The organism is Luteimonas sp. MC1782, from assembly GCF_014164605.1.
GTDB lineage: Bacteria > Pseudomonadota > Gammaproteobacteria > Xanthomonadales > Xanthomonadaceae > Luteimonas.
Map to the genome: position 1 here is coordinate 302560 of NZ_JACJFT010000002.1, position 20548 is coordinate 323107.

General features: G+C 70.4%; 18 protein-coding genes. 14 read left to right on the plus strand and 4 right to left on the minus strand.

Translation table 11 applies throughout. The annotated features are described in order from the left end of the window. Positions 1–2: 2 nt before the first annotated feature. Together H5368_RS10815 and H5368_RS10820 are read right to left on the minus strand one after the other, a co-directional pair. On the minus strand, positions 3–1775 hold the full coding sequence (locus H5368_RS10815) for an SLC13 family permease (RefSeq protein ID WP_182824469.1): 1773 nt from the start codon (positions 1773–1775) through the stop codon (positions 3–5). Next, complete coding sequence (locus H5368_RS10820) at positions 1772–4636, minus strand: molybdopterin oxidoreductase family protein (RefSeq protein ID WP_220486633.1); 2865 nt, start codon at positions 4634–4636, stop codon at positions 1772–1774. The genes H5368_RS10815 and H5368_RS10820 overlap by 4 nt, the downstream gene beginning before the upstream one ends. 115 nt (positions 4637–4751) lie before the next feature. Here H5368_RS10820 and H5368_RS10825 point away from each other — a divergent pair, with 115 nt between their 5' ends. Further along, the gene (locus H5368_RS10825) at positions 4752–5720 is read left to right on the plus strand and encodes a YafY family protein (protein ID WP_182825262.1); all 969 of its coding nucleotides are present in this window, start codon (positions 4752–4754) and stop codon (positions 5718–5720) included. A 25-nt stretch (positions 5721–5745) separates the two neighbouring features. Here H5368_RS10825 and H5368_RS10830 read toward each other — a convergent pair whose 3' ends face one another. Further along, positions 5746–6366 (minus strand): lipocalin family protein, encoded by a 621-nt coding sequence (locus tag H5368_RS10830; RefSeq protein ID WP_182824473.1) that lies wholly within the window; start codon positions 6364–6366, stop codon positions 5746–5748. A gap of 422 nt (positions 6367–6788) precedes the next feature. Here H5368_RS10830 and H5368_RS10835 point away from each other — a divergent pair, with 422 nt between their 5' ends. The 12 genes from H5368_RS10835 (at position 6789) to H5368_RS10890 (ending at position 19165) form a co-directional block, all read left to right on the plus strand. Further along, positions 6789–8903 (plus strand): prolyl oligopeptidase family serine peptidase, encoded by a 2115-nt coding sequence (locus H5368_RS10835; protein ID WP_182824475.1) that lies wholly within the window; start codon positions 6789–6791, stop codon positions 8901–8903. Continuing rightward, positions 8900–11080: a S9 family peptidase gene (locus H5368_RS10840; protein WP_182824478.1), complete on the plus strand. Its 2181-nt coding sequence runs from the start codon at positions 8900–8902 to the stop codon at positions 11078–11080. Before H5368_RS10835 ends, H5368_RS10840 begins: the two co-directional genes overlap by 4 nt. Before the next feature lie 56 nt (positions 11081–11136). Continuing rightward, positions 11137–11544: a YbaN family protein gene (locus tag H5368_RS10845; RefSeq protein ID WP_182824480.1), complete on the plus strand. Its 408-nt coding sequence runs from the start codon at positions 11137–11139 to the stop codon at positions 11542–11544. Positions 11545–11599: 55 nt separating this feature from the next. After that, a complete protein-coding gene (locus H5368_RS10850) occupies positions 11600–11884 on the plus strand; it encodes a lipoprotein (RefSeq protein WP_182824482.1) in 285 nt (94 codons plus the stop codon). A 52-nt stretch (positions 11885–11936) separates the two neighbouring features. Further along, positions 11937–12749: a diaminopimelate epimerase gene (gene dapF / locus H5368_RS10855; RefSeq protein WP_223878081.1), complete on the plus strand. Its 813-nt coding sequence runs from the start codon at positions 11937–11939 to the stop codon at positions 12747–12749. Then, complete coding sequence (locus tag H5368_RS10860) at positions 12746–13420, plus strand: DUF484 family protein (RefSeq protein WP_182824486.1); 675 nt, start codon at positions 12746–12748, stop codon at positions 13418–13420. The genes dapF and H5368_RS10860 overlap by 4 nt, the downstream gene beginning before the upstream one ends. Positions 13421–13459: 39 nt before the next feature. Beyond that, positions 13460–14386, plus strand: coding sequence for a tyrosine recombinase XerC (gene xerC / locus H5368_RS10865; protein ID WP_182824488.1), 927 nt, complete (start codon positions 13460–13462; stop codon positions 14384–14386). 75 nt (positions 14387–14461) lie between these two features. Further along, a complete protein-coding gene (locus H5368_RS10870) occupies positions 14462–15364 on the plus strand; it encodes an amidohydrolase family protein (protein WP_182824490.1) in 903 nt (300 codons plus the stop codon). 47 nt (positions 15365–15411) lie between these two features. After that, positions 15412–15963, plus strand: coding sequence for an ATP-dependent protease subunit HslV (gene hslV / locus H5368_RS10875; protein ID WP_182824492.1), 552 nt, complete (start codon positions 15412–15414; stop codon positions 15961–15963). An 8-nt stretch (positions 15964–15971) separates the two neighbouring features. Next, positions 15972–17363: an ATP-dependent protease ATPase subunit HslU gene (gene hslU / locus H5368_RS10880; RefSeq protein WP_223878080.1), complete on the plus strand. Its 1392-nt coding sequence runs from the start codon at positions 15972–15974 to the stop codon at positions 17361–17363. Between the two features lie 14 nt (positions 17364–17377). After that, positions 17378–17818 carry a hypothetical protein gene (locus tag H5368_RS10885; protein WP_182824493.1) on the plus strand — a complete coding sequence of 147 codons (441 nt, stop codon included), beginning with the start codon at positions 17378–17380 and terminating at the stop codon, positions 17816–17818. Between the two features lie 141 nt (positions 17819–17959). After that, a complete protein-coding gene (locus H5368_RS10890; RefSeq protein WP_182824495.1) occupies positions 17960–19165 on the plus strand; it encodes a VCBS repeat-containing protein in 1206 nt (401 codons plus the stop codon). A gap of 22 nt (positions 19166–19187) precedes the next feature. Here the strand turns inward: H5368_RS10890 and H5368_RS10895 are convergent, their stop codons facing one another. After that, positions 19188–19643 carry a nucleoside deaminase gene (locus H5368_RS10895; protein ID WP_182824497.1) on the minus strand — a complete coding sequence of 152 codons (456 nt, stop codon included), beginning with the start codon at positions 19641–19643 and terminating at the stop codon, positions 19188–19190. 84 nt (positions 19644–19727) lie between these two features. Here H5368_RS10895 and ubiE point away from each other — a divergent pair, with 84 nt between their 5' ends. Then, on the plus strand, positions 19728–20489 hold the full coding sequence (gene ubiE / locus H5368_RS10900) for a bifunctional demethylmenaquinone methyltransferase/2-methoxy-6-polyprenyl-1,4-benzoquinol methylase UbiE (protein ID WP_182824499.1): 762 nt from the start codon (positions 19728–19730) through the stop codon (positions 20487–20489). Positions 20490–20548 lie beyond the last annotated feature (59 nt).

Consider the following 20548-nt stretch of genomic DNA (forward strand, 5'->3'; position numbering starts at 1 on the left):
CCTCACGGCGAGAAGGGAAAGTAGCGCGGGATCAGCACGATCGCCATCGCGATGAAGATGACGTTGAGCGGCAGCCCCACTTTGAGGAAATCCTGGAAGCGGTAGCCGCCGGCGGCGTAGACCATGGTGTTGGTCTGGTAGCTGATCGGCGTGGCGAAGCTGGTGGACGCCGCGAACGCCACCGCCACAAGGAACGGCTTGCTGTCCAGGCCGAGCGATTCGGCGGTGGCGATGGCGATCGGCACCACCAGCGCGGCCGACGCGTTGTTGCTCATGATCTCGGTCAGCACCGAGGTCAGGATGTAGATCACCGCCAGCGTCGCCACCGGCCCGAAGCCGCCGACCACGTCGATCGAGAAATCGGCGACCAGCGCCGCCGCGCCGCTGTTTTGCAGTGCGATCCCCAGCGGCAGCACGCCGGCCAGCAGCAGCACCACGCGCCAGTCGATGGCGGCGTAGGCGTCTTCCGGCTCCAGCACGCGCAGCAGGATCAGTGCGACGCAGCCGAAGATCGCCGAGGCCACGATGCTCATCCAGCCGGCGGCGGCAACCGCGACCACCGCGGTCAAGATGCCGAGCGCCAGCAGCGCGCGGCGGATGGAGCTGCGTTGCTGGGGGCGCTCGGCGAGCAGCACCAGGCCGGGGTCGGCGCGCATCAGGTCGAGCGCGCTTTCCGGCGCATCCAGCAGGAACACGTCGCCCATCGCCAGCGGCACCTGGTCGAGTGGCTGGCGGATCGACAGGCGATGGCGGTGCAGGCCCTGGACGCGCGCGTGGTAGACGTGGGCGAAGCGCAGGCCGGCGAGCGTATGGCCGATCAGGTGCGAGCCCGGGGCGACCATCGCTTCGGCGTGCACGCGTCCGTCGTCCCCGCCCGCGTCCTCGAGCCCGCGTGCCACCTCGTCGAACTTCAGCTTCAGCTTGCGCCGCGCCGCATCGATGTCCGGCCAGGCACCGCGCACCAGCATGCGGTCGCCCGGCTCGATCAGCGTGTCGCGCGGCGCGGGCAGCGCGGTGCGGCCACGGAAGAGCTCCAGCACCACCACGTCGCCGCTGGTGTGCGGCAACAGGTCGCTGGCGCGCTTGCCGACCGCGCCGGACTTGTCGGACACCAGCAGTTCGGCCACGTAGCGGCCTGCATGGCCGCTGTCGGCCTGGTGCGGAACGCCGAGGTCGGGCAGCAGGAAGCGCCGCGCGATCATCAGGTACACGGTGCCCACCACCACGAAGACGATGCCGAGGCGGCTGAACTCGAAGATGGTGAAGCCGGCATGCCCGGCCTGGCGCGCCATCGAATCGACCAGCAGGTTGGTGGAGGTGCCGATCAAGGTGCAAACGCCGCCGAACTGCGCCGCGTACGACAGCGGGATGAGGAACTTCGACGGCGGCAGGTTGTTGGCCACCGCGGCGGCGATGATCAGCGGCAGGAACACCGCCACCGCCGCCGTGTTGTTGATGAACGCCGAGACCGCCGCGGTCAGCACGATCATCACCAGCGCGAGCAGCCAGCCCCAGCGGATGCGCGCGATGGCCTCGCCCAGGCGGTTGAGCGAGCCGCTGCGCTGCAGGCCGGCGCTGAGCACGAACATGGCCGCCACCGTGACGGTGGCCGGGCTGCTGAATCCCGACAGCGCTTCTTCGGTCGTGACCAGGCGCAGGGTGAGCAGCGCCGCCAGGACCAGCATCGCCACCACTTCCGGCGGCAGCTTCTCGCTGACGAACAGCGCCACGGCGCCGGCGAGGACCAGGAAGGTCAGCAGCATCTCCTGGGTCATCGTCGGCGCGCACCGTAGCGGAGCGGACCGTCGGGCGCGTCACCCAGCGGCAGCGGCGCGAACTGCGGCTGCGCGCTTTGTGAATGTCCGGCATCGGCCTTGCGGATCGACACGCGCAGGTCGAACCACGCCGCCTGGCCGGTGACCGGGTCGGCATTGGCGTAGTCGCCGCGCGGGGTCCGGTCCGAGATGAGGTGGTTGAGCAGGAAGCCGGTGTCGCCTTCCGGTGCGTCCTTCGCCAGCCGCCAGGCACCGCGGCGCTTGCCGATCGCGTTCCAGGTCCACACCGTGTCCGGCTGCACGTTGCCGGCGAATTTCGCCTGCACGGTGATCTCGCCGTTGTGCGAGGCGACGGTGATCCAGTCTTCGTCGGCGAGCCCCAGGCGCGCGCCGGTGTCGGGATGCAGGTACAGCCAGTTGCGCGCGGCGATCTGCCGCAGCCACGCGTTCTGCGATCCCCAGGCGTGGTACATGAACATCGGTCGCTGGGTCACGGCGTTGAGCGGATAGGTCTTGCGGCTGGTCTGGTCGTGCTCGAACGGCTCGTACCACATGGGCAGCGGGTCGAAATACGTGGCCACGCGTTCACGATGTTCCTCGGGCGGCTGGTGCTCGCCGTGGCCCAGGGCGGCGAGCCGGAACTTCTGCAGCGGTTCGGCGTAGAGCTGCAGCACGATCGGCGCGGTGGAGCCGATGAAGCCCAACTTGTGCGCCCATTCGAGATAACCGCGGTTGGCCATCTTGAAATAGCGCGCGTGCTCGGGGATCTCCTCGCGCCAGAAGCCGCCGTTGTCGATGTAGCGCTGCAGCTGCTCCGGGTTGGGCGCGCCCTTGCCGTGCAGGTCGCCGTCCTCGCCGCGCCAGCCGGCGAGCAGCCCGACGCCCGGCGTGCGTTCGTGGCGGACGATGTAGTCGGCGTAGTCGCGGTACGCAGGCGAGCCGTCGGCGTGCACCATGCCGGGCAGGCCGAGGCGCGCGCCGAGATCGAGCAGCACCGACTGGAAGCCGCGCACGTCGCGCGCGCGCCCGTCGCTGCCGTCCTGCGTGGCGGGATCGAACACCGGATGGCGCATCGCATCCGCCGCGCCGTCGGCATCCGAGATCGGCCGGTCGAGCATGCTGATCGCGTCGAAGCGCTCGAGGTACGTCGTGTCGGGCAGCACCAGGTCCGCGTAGGCGACCATCTCCGAGGCGTAGGCGTCGGAATAGATGATGTGCGGGATGCGGTACGTGCCGTCGGCGTCCTTGTCGGTCAGCCAGCGCATGGTCTCGCCGGTGTTCATCGCCGAGTTCCAGCTCATGTTGGCCATGAACATCATCAGCGTGTCGATGCGGTACGGATCACCGGCGTGGGCGTTGCGGATCACCGTGTGCATCATGCCGTGCGCCGACAGCGGATAGGCCCACGAGAACGCGTGGTCGATGCGGCGTGGCCGGCCTTCGGCGTCGACCAGCAGGTCCTCCGGGCCGTGCACGAAGCCGAGCGGGCCGGCATCGAGCGTGCCGTCGGCGCGGCGGGTCTTGCCCGGGCGGTTCGGCGGCGGGATCGGCTTCGGATAGGGCGGCTGGTAACGGAACGAGCCCGGCGCATCCACCGCGCCCAGCAGCAGCTGCAGCAGGTGCAGCGCGCGGCAGGTGTGGAACCCGTTCGAATGCGCGCTGATGCCGCGCATGGCGTGCAGCGACACCGGGCGCCCGGGCATGTCGGTGTGTTCGCGGCCCCACGCGTCGGTCCAGGCGATGGGCAGTGACAGCTTGCTGTCGAACGCGGCCGCGGCGAGTTCGCGCGCGATGCGGCGGATGGTGTCGGCGGGAATGCCGCAGCGTTCGCAGACCGCGTCCGGCGCGTATTGCGGATCGAGATAGCGTTCGGCGACGAGCTGGAACACGGGCACCGCGCTGCGGCCGTCGTGAAGCGTGTACTCGCCAACCACCGCCGGCGAGATGTCGATGCTGTCGGCGGGCTGCAGCCCTCCTTCGCCGGCCGATCCCACCCAGCAGAGCGCCTGTCCCGCGGCATCCCGTACGAACAGCCCGTCCCCGGCCGCGCCCGGGTCGCGCACCACCAGCCAGTGCGCGTTGGCGTAGCGCACCAGGTAGTCCAGGTCGATGCGGTCCATGCGCAGCAGCTCGTGGATCAGCGCGAACGCGAACAGGCCGTCGGTGCCGGGGCGGATGCCGATCCACTCGTCGGCGATCGCACCGTAGCCCGAGCGCACCGGGTTCACCGCGACCACCTTGGCACCGCGGGCCTTCAGCCTGCCCAGGCCGAGCTTGATCGGGTTGGAGTCGTGGTCTTCGGCGACGCCCCACAGCATCAGGTACTGCGTGTGCTCCCAGTCCGGCTCGCCGAATTCCCAGAACGAGCCGCCCAGCGTGTACAGGCCGCCGGCGGCCATGTTCACCGAGCAGAAGCCCCCGTGTGCGGCGTAGTTGATGGTGCCGAACTGCTGCGCCCACCAGCCGGTCAGCGCCTGCGACTGGTCGCGGCCGGTGAAGAACGCGAGTTCGTCGGGATTGCGCGCGCGCACCGACGCCAGCCACGAGGTGGCGAGCTGCAGCGCTTCATCCCATTCAACCTCGCGGAATTCACCGCTGCCGCGTTCGCCCACGCGCAGCAGCGGCTTGGCCAGCCGCGCCGGCGAGTAGTGCTGCATGATCCCGCTGGCACCCTTCGCGCACAGCACGCCCTGGTTCACCGGGTGCGCGGGGTTGCCCTGGATGTAGCGCACCTTGCCGTCCGCCAGCCAGACCTTGATGCCGCAGCGGCAGGCGCACATGTAGCAGGTCGTGGTCTTGACCTCGTCACCGGGCGAGGGCGAGGTGTCGATGGCGGGCTCGTTCGGGGCGGATTCGCGCATGCGCTCCATTGTGCCCATGTGTCCGTGATCGCGCTGGCGTCGTCGGGGCGGCGCGCGACGAGGCAGAATAGCCGGGCAGCCGGCGGTGCCGGCCATCGTCGACAAGGGCCCCTGCATGGACCGCTACGAACGCATCCTCTCGCTGCACCGCATCCTGAAGTCGGCGCGCTATCCGGTGACGGTGGCGCGGATGCAGGACGAGCTTGGATGCTCGCGCGCCACCGCCTACCGCGACCTGGCCTTCCTGCGCGACGCACTGATGGCACCGGTCACCGGCGACGGCGATGCCGGGTTCCGCTATGCGGCCGAGGACAGCGACCGCTTCGAACTGCCCGGGCTGTGGCTGAACTCCGACGAGCTGCACGCGCTGCTGGCCGCGCAGCAGCTGCTGTCGCGCAGTGGCGGCGGCGTGCTGTCGTCGGCGCTGGCGCCCCTGCAGTCGCGCATCGACAAGCTGCTGAGCCAGCATGCCAGCGGCAAGCGCCTGCCGATGGAGCGCGTGCGCGTCATCCCGCACCGCACCCGGCGCCTCGACGAACACGCGTTCCGCGTGGTGTGTTCGGCGGTGCTGGAGCGCCGGCAGCTGGCCTTCGAATATCGTGCGCGCTCGACCGGCGAGAAGACCCGGCGCACGGTGTCGCCGCAGCGCATCACGCATTACCGCGACAACTGGTACCTCGACGCCTGGGACCACGAGCGCGAGGCCCTGCGCAGTTTTTCCGTGGACCGCGTCGTGCATGCAAAGGCGCTGGAGGCGGTGGCGACGGATGTCGACGAGGCCGAGCTCGACCGCCACCTCGGCGGCAGCTACGGCATCTTCTCCGGGGCGCCCAAGGGCGTGGCCACCATCATGTTCAGCGCCAAGGCCGCGCGCTGGGTGGCCGACGAACACTGGCACTCGCAGCAGCAGGGGCGGCACCTCGCCGACGGCCGCTACGAGCTCAAGGTGCCCTACAGCGCGCCGCGCGAGCTGCTGATGGACGTGCTGCACTACGGCAGCGACGCGGAGATCATCGAGCCACCGTCGCTGCGCGAGCAGGCGCGCACCCTGCTGGCGCTGGCACTGGCGAACTACGAAGGCTGAGCGCGGACCCGCGGGCCGCGGTGCGTCAACGCCGGGAGGTCGGCGCAGCGGCGGGCTCGAAGCCCAGCTTGCCTTCCTGTGCCGGCACCTGCGGCACACGCCGCAGCTTGTCGGTGTTGATGCCGTGGCGGCCGATGCGCTTCTCGAGCTCGAGGTAGGCGGCGTCCTCGACCACCTGCGCGCGAGTGAGGATCCAGGCGATGTCGCGCCCCTGCGCATCCATCAGCATCCAGCTGCCGTCCTCGGCGACTTCGAGGATGCGCAACTTGCCGGGCACCACGCCGAACAGGCGGACGCTCCACACCAGGTCACTGTGGCCGCTGCGGCGCGCGGTCATGTCGTCGCTCTCTTCGGGTTCGGCGAAGCCCTTGCGCCAGGTGCGGTGCACGGCCACGTGCCCGTCGCCATCGGCCGTGAAACGGACCCGGTGCGCCACACGGCCACGCTCCCCGAACCATGGCACGCGCGCCGCCACATGCCAGTTGCCCATCAGCGCATCCAGCGCCTGTGCCGGGACCGTCTCCGCGTGCTCGGCCACGGCCGGGCCGCGGGTTGCACCGCACGCCGCCAGCAGCAGCCCCAGCGCGGACGCGGCGAGCAGGTGGAACATCCGGAGGGCGGGGCGGTGATTCGGTTTGGCGGTCATCGTGTGGTCCATGAAGTCGGCGCAGCATCGACCAGGCGTGGCGAACGCGGTGTCAACGCCGGTCGCAGTCCCTGAGATGGCCGCGGTCGAAGCTGCGCGTCCATTGTGGAGGATTGCCATGACCGTTGATTGTCACAGTTCAGCGCGGCACACGCGCCGTGCCGCCGCGGCCGCCGACGGCGACTGGCTGTCCCGCGCGCTGCTCGGCCTGGTGTTCGTGGCCGTGGTGGCGCTGTTGTCGCTCCCGCAGGCGCGCGCCGGCAGCACCACGTTCGGCTGGCTCGCGCTGTGGCTGCCGGGCCTGCCCGCCTGCGCCTGGCTGGCGCTGGCAGCGGCGCGCCGGGCCAGGACGTCCGGCCGCCGCCAGGCCGTGGACGCTGTGCTAGCGTGGCCGGCCACGTCCGCACTGCTGGAGTTGCCGTATGCCCAAGCTGTCCCACGCCTGCCTGTTTGCCGCACTGGCGGCCACCGCGTTCGGCGCACTCGCCCAGCCAAAGGAGTCCGAAGTGGTCGATCCGCACCAGTGGCTGGAGGACGTGGAGGGTGAGAAACAGCTCGCCTGGGTCCGCACGCAGAACGCCGTGGCCGAAGCCGAGCTCGCCGCCACGCCCGGGTTCAAGTCGCTCGAGGCGGAGCTGCTGGGCATCTACGACTCCGACGACAAGATCCCCGGCGTCTACAAGCAGGGCGCGTGGTACTACAATTTCTGGAAGGACAAGCAGCACGAGCGCGGCCTCTGGCGCCGCACCACGCTCGACGAATACCGCAAGCCGCAGCCGAAGTGGGAGACGGTCCTCGATCTCGACGCCCTGAACAAGGCCGAGGGCGAGAACTGGGTCTGGCACGGTGCCGACTGCCTGAAGCCCGCCTACGAGCGCTGCCTGGTCGCGCTGTCGCGCGGCGGCGCCGATGCCGACGTCACCCGCGAGTTCGACCTGTCCACGCGCCAGTGGGTGGACGGCGGGTTCTTCCGCGAAGAAGCCAAGGGAGGCCTGCAGTGGATCGACCGCGACACGGTGTATGTCTACACCGATTTCGGCGACGGTTCGCTGACCAGCTCGGGCTATCCGCGCATCGTCAAGCAGTGGACCCGCGGCACGCCGGTGGCGTCGGCCACGGTGGTGTACGAGGGCAAGCCCGACGACATGTACATCGCGGCCATGCGCGACCACACGCCCGGCTTCACGCGTGATTTCGTCAGCCGCACCCTGGCCTTCTACAACGACGAGCTGTACCTGCGGAACGCCGACGGTTCGCTGGCCAAGGTCGACGCGCCCAATTCGGCCAAGAAGGGTGCGCACCGCGAGTGGCTGACGCTCGAGCTGCGCGAGCCCTGGGACGTCGCCGGCAAGTCCTACAGGGCCGGCTCGCTGCTGGCGGCGAAGTTTGACGACTACATGGCGGGCAAGCGCGAGTTCCACGTGCTGTTCGAGCCCACCGACACCACCTCGCTGGCCGGTGCCACCTTCACCCGCAACCACCTGGTGCTGAACGTCCTCGACCATGTCAAGAACCGGCTCAGCGTGCTGACCCCGGGCGCCGACGGCTGGACGCGCCGCGAGTTCGCCGGCGCGCCGGAGTTCGGCACGGTGGCGGTCACGGCGGTGGACGACGAGGATTCCGACGCGCTGTGGATGACGGTCACCGACTACCTGACGCCGAGCACGCTGTCGCTGGTCGAGGTGGGTGGACAGCCGGAAGTGCTGAAGAGCATGCCCGTGTTCTTCGATGCCTCGACGCATGAAATCACGCAACACTTCGCCACATCGAAGGACGGCACCAGGGTCCCGTACTTCCTCGTGCACCCGAAGGGCATGGCGCTCGACGGCGGCAACCCGACGCTGCTGTACGGCTACGGCGGCTTCGAGATCTCGCTGACCCCGGGCTACTCCGGCAGCGTGGGCAAGGGCTGGCTGGAAAAGGGCGGCACCTACGCGGTCGCCAACATCCGTGGCGGCGGCGAATACGGCCCGCGCTGGCACCAGGCGGCGCTCAAGGCCAACCGCCACAAGGCCTACGAGGACTTCGCCGCCGTCGCGCAGGACATGATCACGCGCAAGATCACCTCCCCGGCGCACCTCGGCATCCGCGGCGGCAGCAACGGCGGGCTGCTCACCGGCAACATGCTGACGCAGTACCCGGAGCTGTTCGGCGCGGTGGTCATCCAGGTGCCGCTGCTGGACATGCAGCGCTATCACAAGCTGTTGGCGGGCGCATCGTGGATGGCCGAGTACGGCAATCCGGACATCGCGGACGAGTGGGCGTTCATCCAGAAGTTCTCGCCCTACCATCTGTTCGATGCGGCGAAGGACTACCCGCCGACGCTGATCCTCACCTCCACGCGCGACGACCGCGTGCATCCGGGCCACGCGCGCAAGATGCACGCGTTGATGTCGGCAGCCGGCAAGGACGTGCGCTATTACGAGAACATCGAGGGCGGCCACGGCGGCGCTGCCAACAATCGGCAGGCGGCGCACATGGACGCGCTGTACCTGACCTTCCTCTGGCAGCAGCTCGGCAAGCACGCCACCCCATGAAACCCATCGCACTCGCAGGCCTGTTGCTCATGACCACCACCACCCACGCCGCGGCGCCCACGCCGCCCGACGTCGAGAAGCGCCAGCACGAGGTGCGCGCACCGCACGGCGCGGTGCGGGTCGACGAGTACTACTGGCTGCGCGACGACAGCCGCGAAGACAAGGCCATGCTGGCCTACCTCGAGGCCGAGAACGCCTACGTCGACCAGGTGATGGCGCCGCTGAAGCCGGTCGAGGACGCGCTCTACGATGAGTTCGTCGCCCGCATCAAGCAGGACGACGCCAGCGTGCCGTTCCGCGAGCGCGGCTGGTGGTATTACCAGCGCTACGAGACCGGCAAGGACTATCCGGTGCACGCGCGGCGCAGGGATGCCGACGGCCTCGGCGCCGCCGACGTCATGCAGCTCAATGACGCCGGCGATTTCGCCGCCGAGCAGGTGCTGCTCGACGTCAACACCATGGCCGCCGGCAAGGACTACTTCAGCGTCGGCGTGTACGAGGTGAGCCCGGACAACCGCATCCTCGCGTGGGCGGACGATGCGGTCGGCCGCCGCCAGTACACGATCCGCTTCCGCGACCTGGAGACCGGCACGGACTATCCCGAGTCGATTCCCGGGCTGTCGGCGGACATGGTCTGGGCCGATGACAACCGCACGCTCTTCTACGTCGAGAACGACCCGGAAACCCTGCTCACCGTGCGCGTGAAGAAGCACGTGCTGGGCACGCCGGTGGCCGACGACGTGCTGGTCTACGAAGAGAAGGACGACAGCTTCTACATGGGGCTGTCGCGCACGCGCGACGACCGCTTCATCTGCATCGGCGTGGAGAGCACGGTAGCCAGCGAGCTGCGCTGCACGCCTGCCGCCGCTCCTGGCGCGTTCACCGTGCTGGCGCCGCGCGAGCGAGACGTGGAGTACGACGCGGACCACTTCGACGGCCGCTGGGTGATCCTCACCAACGCGCCGGACGCCGAAGGCAACAAGGCGCCGAACTACCGCCTCGCCACCGCGCCCACCGGCGCCACGTCGCGCGCGGAGTGGAAGGAGTGGATCGCGCACCGCGACGACGTGCTGCTCGAGGATTACGAGCTGTTCGACGGTTTCACCGCGATCGCCGAGCGCTCCAACGCGCTCGAGCGCGTGCGCGTGCTGAAGGCCGGTGGCGACGAGTACGTGGCCGCCGACGAGCCGGCGTACTCGATGGGTCTGTCCATCAACGCCGAACCCGGCACGCCGTGGCTGCGCTACGGCTACACCTCGCTGACCACGCCGGCCACCACCTACGAGCTCAACGTGCTCAGCGGCGAGCGCCGCCTGCTCAAGCAGCAGCCGGTGATCGGCTACGACCCGGCGAAATACGCCACCGAGCGCAGCTGGGCCACCGCCCGCGACGGCAGCCGCATCCCGGTGTCCCTGGTCTATCGCAAGGGTTTCAGGAAGGACGGCAGCGCGCCGCTGCTGCAGTACGCGTACGGCAGCTACGGCATGTCGATGGACCCGGGCTACAGCCTGACCACCACCAGCCTGCTCGACCGCGGCATGGTGTACGCCATCGCCCACATCCGCGGTGGCCAGGAGATGGGCCGCAAGTGGTACGACGACGGCAAGCTCGGCAACAAGATCAACACCTTCACCGACTTCATCGACGTCACCGACCACCTGGTGGCCGAGGGCTGGGCGGCGAAGGACCGCGTGGCGGCGTATGGCGGCAGCGCCGGTGGCCTGCTGGTGGGCGCGATCGCGAACATGGCACCGGACAGGTACCGGCTGATCCTGTCGCAGGTGCCGTTCGTGGACGTGGTCACCACCATGCTCGACCCGACCATCCCGCTGACCACCAACGAATACGACGAGTGGGGCAACCCGGAGCGCAAGGCCGACTACGACTACATGGTCCGCTACTCGCCGTACGACAACCTCGAGGCCAAGGCCTATCCGGCGATGTTCATCGGCACCGGCCTGTGGGATTCGCAGGTGCAGTACTGGGAGCCGGCGAAGTACGTCGCCCGCCTGCGTGACCTGGACACGTCGGATGCGACGGTGCTGTTCCGCACCAACATGGACGCCGGCCACGGCGGCAAGTCCGGGCGCTTCCGCCGTTACCGCGAACTGGCCGAGATGTACGCGTTCATGCTCGACCAGCTCGACGTGGACGGCGGCGCCGCAGCGACGCCTTGAGCCGCTCCGCGCGCGGCAGGGCGCCCGTCGCCCGCCACGCGCGGCATGATGCCGCCATGCCTGGCAGGTCCGACCGACGCGTGCGCTTCCGCTGGGCCTGGTGGCTGCTCGCCTACGTGGCGCTGGGCCTTGGCCTGGTGGGGATCGTGGTGCCGGGGCTGCCCACGGTGCCCTTCATCCTGCTGTCGGCCTGGGCGGCGGCGCAGGGCTCGGCGCGCCTGCACCGCTGGCTGCTGGCGCATGCGCGCTTCGGGCCGATGATCCGCGACTGGCATGAGCACGGTGCGGTGACCCGGCACTCGAAGTGGATGGCAAGCGGCGCGATGCTCGCCAGTGCGCTGTTGCTGCTCGCCCTGGCCTGGCTCACCGGCTATGCGCGCTGGTGGGCGGTGGCACTGCCGATCGCGTGCATGGCGCTGGTGGCCGCATGGCTGTGGCGCCGGCCCGAGCCGCCGGCCCGGTAATACGCCGGCCCGCCGGCCGGTCGTCATGGCCACGGCCCGGCGCTAGACTGCGCGCATGAACATTCGCCCCTTGCTCGCCGCCACCCTGCTGTCCACGCTGCTGCTGTCCGCCTGCGGCAACAAGGGGTCGCTGATCCCGCCGCCGCCGCCCGGGGCCGAGCCCGCGCCGTCCGCGGCGGCGATCGATGCCGGTGCCGAAGCCGACCCGCGTCCCGTCGACGAGCTCGATCCGCCGCTGCCGACCGAGCCGGTAACCGTTCCGGTCGACGTGCCGGTGGATGGCGAAGAGCCGCCCGCCGTCGACGACGGCGACGACGGCGACGGCGACGGCGACGGCTGAGGTCGTGCCGGTCGCGGCCATCCCCGCCGCGGCGCCGCTGCGCTTCAGCAAGATGCACGGCGCGGGCAACGATTTCGTGGTGCTCGACCTGCGCGGCGGCGCGGCCCCGCCCGATGCCGCGCTGTGCCGGCTGCTCGCCGACCGCCACCGCGGCGTCGGCTGCGACCAGATCCTGACCATCGCCAGCGCGCGCGACGCGGGCGCGGTCGCCTCCTACGCCATCTGGAACGCCGACGGTTCGCCGTCGCAGCAGTGCGGCAATGGCGCGCGCTGCATCGCCGCCTGGCTGGTCCGCGCCGGCGCCGCCGGCGACGCCTTCATGCTCGACAGCCCGGTCGGGCGCCACCACGTGCGCATGCTCGGCGACGGACTGGTCGAGATTGAAATGGGCGCGCCGGACTTCACCCCCGCGGCGGTGCCGCTGGCCGGCTTCGCCGCCGCTGCCGATGCGTACGAACTCGGGTTCGAAGGCACCGCGTTGCGCTTCGGCGCGGTCTCGATGGGCAACCCGCACGCCGTGCTCGAGGTCGACGATGTCGACGCCGCGCCGGTGGCGACGCTCGGCCCGGCGCTGCAGCGCCACGCGGCGTTTCCGGATTCGGCCAACGTCGGCTTTGCCCAGGTGCTGGCCGCGGACCGCATCCGCCTGCGCGTGTTCGAGCGCGGCGTCGGCGAAACGCTGGCCTGCGGCAGCGGCGCCTGCGCCGCGGTCGCGGTGCTGTCGCGGCGCGGCCGCGTGGATGGCGCGCGTGGCGTGACCGTTGCGCTGCCCGGCGGCGAGCTGCGCATTTACCATGGCCTGGACGGCGGCATCCGCATGGCGGGTCCGGCCACGTTCGTCTACGAAGGAAGATTCAACGCATGAGCGAGACCGGCGAGAAGATCGGCGCACACGAGGTCGCGGCCTGGCTGCGGCGCCACCCGAAGTTCCTGCAGCAGTTCCCGGACCTGGCAGGCAGCCTGGTGGTGCCGCGCGAGGACGGCCCGGCGGCATCGCTGGCCAGCTACCAGCTCGAAGTGCTGCGCGACAAGAACCGCGAGCTCTCGCGCCGCCTGCAGGACCTGTACGCGGTGTCGCAGGAAAACGAGCGGCTCGCCGTGCGCACCCACCAGCTGACCCTGGCGCTGATGCGCCAGCAGGACCCGGCAGGCGTGGTGCGCGCGATGGTGGCCACCCTGGCCGAGGACTTCAACGGCGACCTGGTGCGCGTGGTGCTGTTCGCGCCGGTGGCCGCGCTGGGCGACGAAGAATGGCTGCAGGTGATCGCGCGCGACGACCGCGTGCTGCAGCCGTTCGCCGACTGCCTGCGCGATGGCGAACCGCTCTGCGGCCGCCTGCACCCCGACAAGCAGGCCGTGCTGTACGCCTCGCGTTCCGACGACGTGGCGTCCACCGCGCTGCTGCCGGTCGAGGGCGTGGGCCTGGTGGCGGTGGGCAGCAGCGACGCCAACCGCTTCTATCCCGGCATGGGCACGCTGTTCCTGCGGATGATGGGCGAGGCCTTCGCGGCGGCGCTGCTGCGCCAGCGCGATTAGTCTCGCGAAGCCGCGAAGACGCCGAGGGAGAAAGAAGGCATGGCTGGGGTGGATGCGGGGAGTGCGGTGGCCGCAGGACCGCATCCGGCGATCGACGACTTCCTGGCGCATCTTGAAGTGGAGCGCCGCGCGTCGGCGCACACGCTCGATGCCTACCGCCGCGACCTGCAGGCGCTGGCGCACTGGGCGGAGGGGCAGGGCGGCTCCGGACTGCTGGAACTGCAGTCGCTGCAGCTGCGCGCGTTCGTTGCCGACGAGCATCGCCGCGGCCTGTCGCCGAAGAGCCTGCAGCGGCGCCTGTCCGGCTGCCGCAGCTTCTATCAGTGGCAGCTGAAGCACGGCCGCATCGCGGCCAATCCGGCCACCGGCGTGCGCGCGCCCAAGGCGTCACGCAAGCTGCCGCAGGTGCTGGATGCCGACGAAGCCGTGGCGCTGGTCGAAGTGCCCACCGACGCGCCGCTCGGATTGCGCGACCGCGCGTTGCTGGAGCTGTTCTATTCCTCCGGCCTGCGCCTGGCCGAGCTGCGCAACCTGCGCTGGCGCGAGCTGGACCTTGCCGACGGCCTGGTCACCGTCACCGGCAAGGGCAACAAGCAGCGCAGCGTGCCGGTCGGCTCGCATGCCTGCCGTGCACTGGCCGCCTGGCGCGCCGACACCGGTGCCGCGGCCGATGCACCGGTGTTTCCCGGCCGTGGCGGTGGTCCGATCAGCGCGCGCGCCGTGCAGTTGCGCCTGCGCCTGCTGGCGCAGCGCCAGGGCCTGTTCAAGCGCGTGCATCCGCACCTGCTGCGGCATTCGTTCGCCAGCCACATGCTGGAGTCCTCGGGCGACCTGCGCGGCGTGCAGGAGCTGCTCGGCCACGCCGACATCGCCACCACGCAGATCTACACCCACCTGGACTTCCAGCACCTGGCCAAGGTCTACGACGCCGCGCACCCGCGCGCGAAACGGCGCGCCAAGGAGTAGGCGGCGCGCCGGTCCGCTGGCCGTTGCGCCCGCCACCCCGCGTAGTACGCATGGATGCCCACCGGGAATCCCGCCATGCGCCTGACGTTGCTCGTGTTCCTGCTGCTCATCGCCGCGCCCGCGGCCGCGCAGTCTTACGAAGGCCCGATCATCGACGTGCACCTCCACGTCGGCCCGGCTGCGCCCGGCGCGCCGAACCCCGCCACCGGCGAGGCGACGACGGCCGCGACCGATGCCGACCGCGAGCGCCTCACGCTGGAGCGCATGCGCCGCCACGGCATTGTGCTCGGCCTGGTCAGCGGGCCGGATGCGTACATGGCCAGCATGCGCCAGGCCGGCGGCGATGCGATCCGCGCCGGCGCGTTCATGGATGATGGCCGCACGCGGCTGCCGCCGCCGGAGGTGCTGCGCAAGGCGTTTGCCAGCGGCGAACTGCAGGTGCTGGGCGAGATCGGCGCGCAGTACCACGGGCTTGATGCCGGCGACGCCTGGTTCGAGCCTTACCTGGCGCTGGCCGAGGAGTTCGATGTCCCGGTCGGCATCCACACCGGCCTGGGCCCGCCCGGCACGCCGTATGGCTGCTGCCCGGAGTTCAGCGTGGAGCTCGGCAACCCCAAGCTGCTGGAGCCGATGCTCAAGCGCCATCCGAAGCTGCGCGTGTGGCTGATGCACGCCGGCTGGCCCTACCTGCAGGAAACCAAGGCGCTGATGTACGTCTACCCGCAGCTGCACGCCGATGTGTCGGTGATCAACTGGATCATCCCGCGCCAGGAGTTCCACGATTACCTGCAGGCGCTGGTGACCGCGGGGCTCGGCGAGCGGCTCATGTTCGGCTCCGACCAGATGGTGTGGCCGGAAGCGATCACCCTGGCGGTGGAGGGCGTGGACAGCGCGGCGTTCCTCACGCCGGCGCAGAAGCGCGCGATCTTCCACGACAACGCCGCGCGGTTCTTGAAGCTGGGTGCCCCTGGAGGTTGATGCGGGGCATCACGGCCCCATCTGGGAGGTTCAGACCCGGAGGCCGCATGGACCCCAGCCAGAACCCCAATGTCTTCCACGCCACCACCATCGTGTCGGTGCGCCGCGACGGCCGCGTTGCGATCGCCGGCGACGGCCAGGTCACGCTTGGCCACACGGTGATGAAGTCCAATGCGCGCAAGGTGCGCCGCCTCGGCCGTGACGGCCAGATCCTCGCAGGCTTTGCCGGCGCCGCCGCCGATGCGTTCACCCTGTTCGAACTGTTCGAATCCAAGCTCGAGAAGCACGGCCAGCTGACCCGCGCCGCCGTCGAGCTCGCCAAGGACTGGCGCACCGAGCGCCGTTTCGGGAAGCTCGAGGCGCTGCTCGCGGTGGCCGACAAGGACACCTCGCTGATCATCAGCGGCACCGGCGACGTCATCGAACCCGAGGACGGGCTGGTCGCGATCGGCTCCGGCGGCCCCTACGCGCTGTCCGCCGCGCGCGCGCTGCTCGCGCACACCGCGCTCGATGCAAAATCGGTCGCCATCGAGGCGCTCAACATCGCCGGCGACATCTGCATCTACACCAACCGCAACGTGGTGGTCGAGGAGCTTTGAACATGCGCATGAAAGTGGACAATTCGCACGCCTCGATGACCCCGCGCGAGATCGTGCAGGAACTCGATCGCCACATCATCGGCCAGCAGGACGCCAAGCGCGCCGTCGCGATCGCGCTGCGCAACCGCTGGCGCCGCGCGCAGCTTGATGACGAACTGCGCAACGAAGTGATGCCCAAGAACATCCTGATGATTGGCCCCACCGGCGTCGGAAAGACCGAGATCGCGCGTCGCCTGGCGACGCTCGCCAATGCGCCGTTCGTGAAGGTCGAAGCCACGCGCTTCACCGAGGTCGGCTATGTCGGCAAGGACGTCGAGCAGATCATCCGCGACCTCGCCGACACCGCGGTCAAGCTGTACCGCGAGCAGGCCAAGCAGAAGGTGCGCACCCAGGCCGAGGAGCGCGCCGAGGACCGCATCCTCGATGCGCTGCTGCCGCGGCGCGAAACGCCGGCCGCGGGCTTTGGATTCAATCCGGGCGCGCAGCCCTCGACCACCGTCGACATCGGCGCCGAGCCGTCGCGCGTGGAGTCCGAAACGCGGCAGAAGCTGCGCCGCCAGCTGCGTTCGGGCGAGCTCGACGACCGCCAGATCGAGATCGAGCTGAGTGCCAATGTCGGCGTCGACATCATGACCCCGCCCGGCATGGAGGAGATGGGCCAGCAGCTGCGGCAGATGTTCTCCAGCCTCGGCGGCGGCAAGACCCAGAAGCGCAGCGTGAGCATCCGCGCCGCGCGCCCGCAGCTGGTCGAGGAAGAGGCAGGCCGCCTGGTCAACGAGGACGAGGTGCGCGAGGCCGCGATCGAGGCCTGCGAGCAGCACGGCATCGTGTTCATCGACGAGATCGACAAGGTCGCCAAGCGCAGCGAGGGCATGGGCGCCGATGTCAGCCGCGAAGGCGTGCAGCGCGACCTGCTGCCGCTGGTCGAAGGCTCGACGGTCAGCACCAAGTACGGCTCGGTGAAGACCGACCACATCCTGTTCATCGCCTCCGGCGCGTTCCACCTCGCCAAGCCCAGCGACCTGATCCCGGAGATGCAGGGCCGCTTCCCGATCCGCGTCGAGCTGTCGGCGCTGACCAAGGATGACTTCGTGCGCATCCTCACCGAGCCCAAGGCCTCGCTGACGCGGCAGTACGTCGAGCTGCTGAAGACCGAGGGCGTCAACCTGGAGTTCGCACCCGATGCCGTCGACCGCCTCGCCGAGATTGCGGCGCAGGTCAACGAGCGCCAGGAGAACATCGGCGCGCGTCGCCTGCACACCGTGCTCGAGCGCCTGCTCGATTCGCTGAGCTTCGAGGCGCCCGACCGCAGCGACCGCGTGGTGATCGACCGCGCCTACGTCGACGCGCAGCTTGGCGAGCTGGTGCAGGACCAGGACCTGAGCCGCTACATCCTTTGAGGAGGGGCATGCCCATGTCCAGGTCTCCGATGATCGCCGCCGCCGCCGTCGCGATGGCCCTGCTGCTCGCCGCGGCGCCGGCATCCGCGCGCGGCGTCTCCTGTCGCCTCGATTTCGACATGTCCGGCTGGTCGGTGTTCTACAAGACGGCGTCGGGTACGGGCCGGGTGAGCTGCGACAACGGCCAGGCCATGGCCGTGCGCATCAGCGCCAAGGGCGGCGGCCTGACCATCGGCAAGTCCGAGATCCGCGGCGGCCGCGGCGAGTTCTCGGGCGTGAACAACATCCGCGAGGTGCTCGGCACCTACGTCGCCGCCGAGGCGCACGCGGGCGCGGTCAAGTCCAGCAAGGCGCAGGCGATGACCAAGGGCGAGGTATCGCTGGCGCTGGCCGGCACCGGCGAGGGCTGGGACCTGGGCGTGGCCTTCGGCGGGTTCACCATCGAGCCGCGCTGACGCGGCAGATCCGGTCGGCCACCGCGCGACGTGGAGCCCCGGGAACAGCCCGGATCGCCGCCGCAGTGGCCGCGGGTGGCTGCGGCCGGCGTTGCGCCTTGGCAGGGCCGCCCCCCGTGCGGCAACGCCGAGGCCATCGCCATGCACCGGGAACCACCCGCCTTCCTGCTTCTCGCAGCGCTCCTCGCCGCCGCGTGCGCGGCACCCGTGGACGCGGCTCCGGCCGTGGTCCCCGATGTGGTCAAGACGCGGATCAACGAGGTAGTTGCGGCCTGCGCGCGTGCCGGCGGCCGCCTGGGCGACATGAGCGGGCAGGGGCGCTTCGTCATCCCCGCCGACTTCAACGGCGACGGCCACACCGATTTCGTGGTGTCGGAAGGCAACGTGCCCTGCGACGGCGCGCCGGCGCTGTTCCGCGAGAACGGACTGGCGCGCGTGGAGCTCTATACCGGCACCGGCACGGCCAGTGCGCAGCTGGTGTTCGCCGATCACCTGCTGGCGTACCGCGTGCTCGCCGGTAGCCCGGCCAGGCTTCAGATCGCGCGCCGTGGCGAGGCCTGCGGGGGCGGCAGTGGCGCAGCCAACCAGTGCGCGGCCGAGTTGCGCTGGAACGCCGCGCAGGCACGCTTCGACGAAGTGCCCACCGGCAGCCGCGGCGCAGCGGCGCAGGGCACGGCCTCCGGTCCGGCGGCCACGCCAGTTCCGGTGGCGGCGAATGCACGCACCGCCCATCTCGAGCGCTGCCGCGCCGGCGAGCGCCGGGACAATCCGAAGAAGGCCGCCGCGGACATCGACAGCGCCTGCGGCGACCTGTGGGACAAGATCGAGGCCGCCGGGCCACTGGCGGACGTGCTGTTGGCCGCGGTGCCGTCGCGCGCCGGCGAGCGGCTCATGCTGGCCGATCTCCGCGCGCGCGTGCCGGCTGCGCGCTGGCGCGCGGGCGCGCCGGTCTCCGGGGCGACGGCCACCGCGGCCACCGGCCGCCTCGGCGCGCTGGACGCCTGGGTTGGCGGTACCGCCAGCGCGCCTAAATCGCTCGCGCTGGGCTGGAGCGAAGTCGGCGCCGACCCGCCTTACGACCTGCCCGGCGCACTGGCCGCGCGCGGGGCGAAGCTTGAGCCGCTGGGCTGCTACCACTTCGGCGCCGGGGAAGTGAACGCGGTCTACGTGGTCAACGCGCCCGGTCGCCCGCCGTTCGCGCTCACCATCTACACCCGTGGCGCACCCGTCGCGCAGGCCACGGCCCAGCAGAACATGAGCGTCGCGCTCGACGGCGTGCTGCCGACGCGCGCCAGCCTGCGCGCGGAGCACCGGGACCCGCCGTGGGAAGATCCCTGCACGGTGTAGTGCGCTGCGCGGTGGGCGTGGCTCACTCCTCGCCGATATCCTCGTTCCACAGTCCCGGATTGGCGTCGATCCACTCGCCCATCATGGTGATGCAGCGCGGATCATCCAGCACCACCACCTCGGTGCCCGTTTCGCGCAGCCAGTCCACGCCACCGGCGAAATTCACCGCCTCGCCGACCACCACCGTGCCGATGTTGAACTGCCGCACCAGGCCGCTGCAGTACCAGCAGGGCGCCAGCGTGGTGACCATGATCGTGTCGCGGTAGCTGCGCTGGCGGCCCGCCTTGCGGAAGGCGTCGGTCTCGCCGTGGATCGACGGATCGCCTTCCTGCACGCGGCGGTTGTGGCCGCAGCCGAGCATCCGGCCGTCCTGGTGGTACAGCGCCGCGCCGATCGGGATGCCGCCCTCCGCCAGGCCCTGGCGGGCTTCGGCGATGGCGGTGTCGAGCAGGGGGCGGTAGTCGGGGGTGGTGATCATGGCGGGCTCCGGGATGCGGCGGCCTGCGATCCTGCCACGGATCGCGTCGCGCCGGCCCCGCGGCCACGGTGCGATAATCGCCGCATGAACGAACACGACGAGCGCCCCGGCACCACCCACTTCGGCTTCCGCGACGTGCCGGTGGCCGACAAGCAGAAGCTGGTGGGCGAGGTGTTCTCGTCGGTGGCCGGCAACTACGACCTGATGAACGACCTGATGTCGATGGGCATCCACCGGGTCTGGAAGCGCTACTTCGTGGCCACCGCGCAGGTCGGCCGCGGCGCGCGCGTGCTGGACCTGGCCGGCGGCACCGGTGACATCGCGGCGCTGCTGCGCGACCGCGTCGGTGAATCGGGCGAACTGGTGCTCGGCGACATCAACGGCAGCATGCTGCGCGTCGGCCGCGACCGCATGGTCGACCGCGGCAACGTGCGCGGCTTCGAGTACGTGCAGTGCAATGCGCAGGCGCTGCCGTTCCCCGATGCGAGCTTCGACCTGGTGACCATCGCCTTCGGCCTGCGCAACGTGACCGACAAGGACGCGGCGCTCTCCGAGATGCTGCGCGTGCTCAAGGTCGGCGGCCAGGCGCGGGTGCTGGAGTTCTCGGAGGTCACCATGGACTGGTTCAAGCCGATCTACGACTTCCACTCGTTCAAGGTGCTGCCGCGGCTGGGCCGGCTGTTCGCGCAGGACGCCGACAGCTACCGCTACCTCGCCGAGTCGATCCGCAAGCACCCGCCGCAGGAGGCGCTGAAGTCGATGATGGAGGCGGCCGGCTTCGCGCGCTGCGGCTACCGCAACCTGACCGGTGGCATCGTCGCCATCCACGACGGCTACAAGGCCTGAACCACCGGCCACGGGGGCGATGGCGGCAGTCGGGATAGAATCGGCGCCTGTTCCAATTC

What these genes read in the sequence shown, in the direction of transcription:
- H5368_RS10815 (WP_182824469.1), bottom strand. Translation starts at nt 1,775, where the DNA reads ATGACCCAGGAGATGCTGCTGACCTTCCTGGTCCTCGCCGGCGCCGTG.
- H5368_RS10820 (WP_220486633.1), bottom strand. Translation starts at nt 4,636, where the DNA reads ATGCGCGAATCCGCCCCGAACGAGCCCGCCATCGACACCTCGCCCTCG.
- H5368_RS10825 (WP_182825262.1), top strand. Translation starts at nt 4,752, where the DNA reads ATGGACCGCTACGAACGCATCCTCTCGCTGCACCGCATCCTGAAGTCG.
- H5368_RS10830 (WP_182824473.1), bottom strand. Translation starts at nt 6,366, where the DNA reads ATGACCGCCAAACCGAATCACCGCCCCGCCCTCCGGATGTTCCACCTG.
- H5368_RS10835 (WP_182824475.1), top strand. Translation starts at nt 6,789, where the DNA reads ATGCCCAAGCTGTCCCACGCCTGCCTGTTTGCCGCACTGGCGGCCACC.
- H5368_RS10840 (WP_182824478.1), top strand. Translation starts at nt 8,900, where the DNA reads ATGAAACCCATCGCACTCGCAGGCCTGTTGCTCATGACCACCACCACC.
- H5368_RS10845 (WP_182824480.1), top strand. Translation starts at nt 11,137, where the DNA reads ATGCCTGGCAGGTCCGACCGACGCGTGCGCTTCCGCTGGGCCTGGTGG.
- H5368_RS10850 (WP_182824482.1), top strand. Translation starts at nt 11,600, where the DNA reads ATGAACATTCGCCCCTTGCTCGCCGCCACCCTGCTGTCCACGCTGCTG.
- dapF (WP_223878081.1), top strand. Translation starts at nt 11,937, where the DNA reads ATGCACGGCGCGGGCAACGATTTCGTGGTGCTCGACCTGCGCGGCGGC.
- H5368_RS10860 (WP_182824486.1), top strand. Translation starts at nt 12,746, where the DNA reads ATGAGCGAGACCGGCGAGAAGATCGGCGCACACGAGGTCGCGGCCTGG.
- xerC (WP_182824488.1), top strand. Translation starts at nt 13,460, where the DNA reads ATGGCTGGGGTGGATGCGGGGAGTGCGGTGGCCGCAGGACCGCATCCG.
- H5368_RS10870 (WP_182824490.1), top strand. Translation starts at nt 14,462, where the DNA reads ATGCGCCTGACGTTGCTCGTGTTCCTGCTGCTCATCGCCGCGCCCGCG.
- hslV (WP_182824492.1), top strand. Translation starts at nt 15,412, where the DNA reads ATGGACCCCAGCCAGAACCCCAATGTCTTCCACGCCACCACCATCGTG.
- hslU (WP_223878080.1), top strand. Translation starts at nt 15,972, where the DNA reads ATGAAAGTGGACAATTCGCACGCCTCGATGACCCCGCGCGAGATCGTG.
- H5368_RS10885 (WP_182824493.1), top strand. Translation starts at nt 17,378, where the DNA reads ATGTCCAGGTCTCCGATGATCGCCGCCGCCGCCGTCGCGATGGCCCTG.
- H5368_RS10890 (WP_182824495.1), top strand. Translation starts at nt 17,960, where the DNA reads ATGCACCGGGAACCACCCGCCTTCCTGCTTCTCGCAGCGCTCCTCGCC.
- H5368_RS10895 (WP_182824497.1), bottom strand. Translation starts at nt 19,643, where the DNA reads ATGATCACCACCCCCGACTACCGCCCCCTGCTCGACACCGCCATCGCC.
- ubiE (WP_182824499.1), top strand. Translation starts at nt 19,728, where the DNA reads ATGAACGAACACGACGAGCGCCCCGGCACCACCCACTTCGGCTTCCGC.